4 protein-coding genes are annotated in these 3,432 nt (G+C 76.1%); 2 read left to right on the top strand and 2 right to left on the bottom strand.

Annotation, left to right across the window (positions count from 1 at the left end; all coding sequences use genetic code 11):
- A partial coding sequence (locus tag ACIQOV_RS33405) for a ribonuclease domain-containing protein (protein WP_401054507.1) occupies window positions 1-200 on the top strand: 200 nt, incomplete at its 5' end.
- A 42-nt stretch (window positions 201-242) separates the two neighbouring features.
- On the opposite strand, the gene ACIQOV_RS33400 is transcribed toward ACIQOV_RS33405, so the two are convergent.
- A complete protein-coding gene (locus ACIQOV_RS33400; RefSeq protein ID WP_359902935.1) occupies window positions 243-1,238 on the bottom strand; it encodes a hypothetical protein in 996 nt (331 codons plus the stop codon).
- A gap of 112 nt (window positions 1,239-1,350) precedes the next feature.
- Between ACIQOV_RS33400 and ACIQOV_RS33395 the strand changes: the two genes are divergently transcribed.
- Entirely contained in the window at window positions 1,351-2,625 is a 1,275-nt protein-coding gene (locus ACIQOV_RS33395; RefSeq protein WP_401054505.1) for an ADP-ribosylglycohydrolase family protein, read from the top strand.
- On the opposite strand, the gene ACIQOV_RS33390 is transcribed toward ACIQOV_RS33395, so the two are convergent.
- Entirely contained in the window at window positions 2,615-3,349 is a 735-nt protein-coding gene (locus ACIQOV_RS33390) for a GNAT family N-acetyltransferase (protein WP_401054503.1), read from the bottom strand. The two genes, ACIQOV_RS33395 and ACIQOV_RS33390, sit on opposite strands and share 11 nt — an antisense overlap.
- Between the last annotated feature and the right edge of the window lie 83 nt (window positions 3,350-3,432).

The following is a 3,432-nucleotide window of genomic DNA, read 5'->3' as shown; positions in this document are numbered from 1 at the left end:
GCGTCGGCGCCGCCCGCCACGAGTCCACCGGTTCCGCGCCACCTGGTCGAGGAGTAGAGGTCGAGGAGTGGACGAGGGACGGTCGAGAAGGAGGCTCCAACGACCGCGGCACCCGCCGGGTGGTGACCGGCGACTCCGGCGAGCAGTACTGGTCCGCCGACCACTACGCCACCTTCCAGGAGATCGACTCCCGCTGCTGAACGGGGCCGGCCGGGCCGCCCGCACCGCGTCGGCGGCCCGCCTCACCGCGCCCGCCGCCAGGTGATCCGGGGGTGCGGTGCGTGCGGGCCGGTGGTGACCAGGGCCGTCAGCTCGTGGAGCACCGGGGCCGGGTCGCGGCGGAGCTGGGCCGGGGTGGTGCGCACCACCGGGAGGCCGGCGGCGGTGAGGCGGTTGGCGCGGGCCAGCCCCCGTTCGTGCTCGGCCGGGCGCAGGTGCCAGGCGCGGGAGTCGATCTCCAGGGCCACGCAGGCGTGCGGCCAGTAGGCGTCCGGGACGGCGAGGAAGCGGCCGTCCAGGAAGAGCACCGGGTTCCACAGCGGGTCCGGCAGCCCGGCGTGCGCCAGCAGTTCGCGGGCCTCGCCCTCCACCACCGACCGCACCCCGACCGTCAGCTCCTCCACCACCCCGGCCACCTGGGGCAGCCCGAGCGCACCCGGGCGGGACAGCAACTGGTCGAGCAGTTCGCCGAGTTCGCAGTGCCGCCGCTGGACGGCCTCCGCGCACAGCGCCCGGAACCGGCGCTGCCCGGTCTCCCTCGGCGCGAGGTCCGCCAGGGCCCGGGCGACCGTGGTGCTCCACAGTCCGTCGGCGCGTTCGAAGCCGCCCGGCATCGCCCCGGACGCCCGGTGGATCCGGACGAACTCCCGGTCCCCGACCCGTCGTTGGCCGGGGATCAGGATGTCGACCGCGTTCAGGTCGGACGGGTGGCCGGCGCTCGGCAGTCCGGCCTCGGCCAGGACCGCCAGGCCGGTCAGCAGCACCTCCCCGGTCCGTGGTTCGCGTCCCTTCGGCGTCGCGTACGCCAGGGCGGCCCGCAGCCTCTGATGGAACGTCAGTCTTCCGCTCTGCAGGCAGATCACCCGGGGCAGCACCTGCTGCCACGGCCCGCCCGGCCGCAGCCGGTGGGCGATGGTGCCGGAGGGCACCCCGAGCCGGCGCAGCTGCGCGCGGGTGGCGATGTGCTGCTGGTCGGCGCCGAGCAGGGCGACCGGATCGAGGGGATTCGCGCGGGTCATGCCCCGGTGCCTGCCCGCCGGAATCGGAGGTATGCGAAACATCCCCCGTCGGTGGGGCCGGCGGTCACGGGTGTTGACGCGACGGCGGCCGAGCCGCTCAGCTGGATGCCATATGACCATTCCATTCACGCACGCCGGCCCCGCGCTGGACGCGCTCCTCGGCCTCCGCACGGGCGACGCCCTCGGAGCCCAGTTCTTCGTCCCGGAGACCGCCCGGACCCACCTCGCCGCCCGCACCGAACCGCCCGGCCCCTGGCCCTGGACCGACGACACCGAGATGGCCTGCTCGGTCCACGCCGCGCACACCGAGCGCGGCGCGATCGACACCTTCGACCTCACCTACGCCTTCGCCCTGCGCCATGACTTCGACCGCGGCTACGGCCCGGCCGCCAACCGGCTGCTCCGGCTGATCCGCGAGGGCGGCGACGCCCGGCGGCTGGCCGCCGAACTCTTCGACGGCCAGGGCTCCTACGGCAACGGCGCCGCGATGCGGGTCGCCCCGCTGGGGGCGGCGTACGCCGAGGACCCGGCCGCCGTCGTCCGGCCCGCCGCCGACACCGCCCTGATCACCCACACCCACCCGCAGGCCGTGGACGGCGCGATCGCGGTCGCGGTGGCGGCCGCGTACGCGGTGCGGGCCCGCACCCGGCCGATGACACCGGAGCGCTTCCTGGAGTCGGTGGCCGGCCTCACCACGAACGGGGCGGTCAGGGACGGCCTGGTGGAGGCCCGCGGACTGCTCGCCCGGTCGGACTTCCGGCTCGCCGCGCAGGTGCTCGGCAACGGCAGCCGGACGTCCGCGGCGGACACCGTCCCGTACGCGCTGTGGTGCGCCGCCCGGAACCTGGCCGACTACCGCGCCGCCGTGTGGGACGCGATCGCGGCCGGCGGCGACATGGACACCGTCGCGGCGATCACCGGCGGGGTGGTGGCCGCGCACGCCGGCACCGGCGGCATCCCGCGGACCTGGCTGGCCGCCTGCGAGCCGCTGCCCGACTGGGCGTTCCCGGAGCCGGGCGGCGTCCGCGCGGCCGGCGAACCGCACCTGACGCCGATCGGCCTGCCCCGCCCGCACCCCGTGCCCGACCTGCTCTGGTCGGACGCCGACTGGGAGCGGATCAGGCGCGGCCTGCGGGCCCGGGGCGCGGACGAGCGCTGGGTCCCGGTCGTCTCCGAGGGCGTGCTGCACCTGTACCGCGGCGTGGACGGCGCGGAGGTCTACCGGGTCCGGGTGGCCCGGGTGCGGGGTGGCTGGCGGCCGGTGGAGGCCCTGGTCGAGGCGCACCCGGGACGCCACCGGGCCTGGGACGACCACGGCGCGCTGTCGGCCGTCCTGCCGGTGGCCGTCTTCGGCCACGAGCCGTTCCGGGACGGCCTCAGGCGGTGATCATCAGCTGCCCGGCGCCGCTGCCGCCCTGTCTAAGGCACTCCTGGTTGATCGCCGGATCCGGGGCGCTCGGCGAGGTGGCGGCGGCGATCCGCAGCTCGATGATGTCCCGGACGGCCGGCCACTCGTCGTCGAGGATCGAGTAGAACGCGGTGGAGCGCACCACGCCGTCCAGCCCGCGCGAGTGCGCCCGGCGGACGCCCTCGGAGGTCGCGCCGAGCCGTTCGATGGCGGTGCGCGAGCGCAGGTTGCGGGCGTCCGCGCGCAGCGAGATCCGCTGCACGCCCCAGGTCTCGAAGGCGTGGCGCAGCATCAGCAGCTTGGCCTCGGTGTTGATGCCGGTGCCCTGGGCGCGCGGCGAGAGCCAGGTGTTGCCGATCTCGGCCGCGTCCGGGACGGCCGTGGCCGGATCGCCGAACGGGACCCCGGGCACGGGCGGCCACACCATCGGGCCCTGCCAGTAGTCGAGTTCCAGGAACCGGGTGGAGCCGACCACCCGGCCGTCGGCGAGGTTCACCGTCGCGAACGGCAGTGACCGGCCCGCGGCCTGGTCGGCGAGCGCCCGCGCGACGTAGTCGCGGGCGGCCTCCCGGCCGTGCGGGACGGGGGTGAAGGCGTAGGTCGTACGGTCCTCGGCGCCGGCCTCGGCGATGGCCTCGGCATGGTGCGCGGCGAGGGGCTCCAGCCGCACGGTGCGGCCGGTGAGGATGACAGGTACGGGCACGGAACCTTGGTCCTTCATCGGTCGGAGGGTGCCTCCCGCGCCGGGGTACGGCTCGGGGTGCTCTGGGCTGGGTACGCCTGGGC

This window comes from Kitasatospora sp. NPDC091257 (assembly GCF_044757675.1).
Classification (GTDB): domain Bacteria; phylum Actinomycetota; class Actinomycetes; order Streptomycetales; family Streptomycetaceae; genus Kitasatospora; species Kitasatospora lactacystinica.
This window is presented reverse-complemented; position numbering and strand designations above follow the sequence as displayed.

Coding starts and splice junctions, on each gene's coding strand:
- ACIQOV_RS33400 (WP_359902935.1), bottom strand. CDS start 1,238: ATGACCCGCGCGAATCCCCTCGATCCGGTCGCCCTGCTCGGCGCCGAC.
- ACIQOV_RS33395 (WP_401054505.1), top strand. CDS start 1,351: ATGACCATTCCATTCACGCACGCCGGCCCCGCGCTGGACGCGCTCCTC.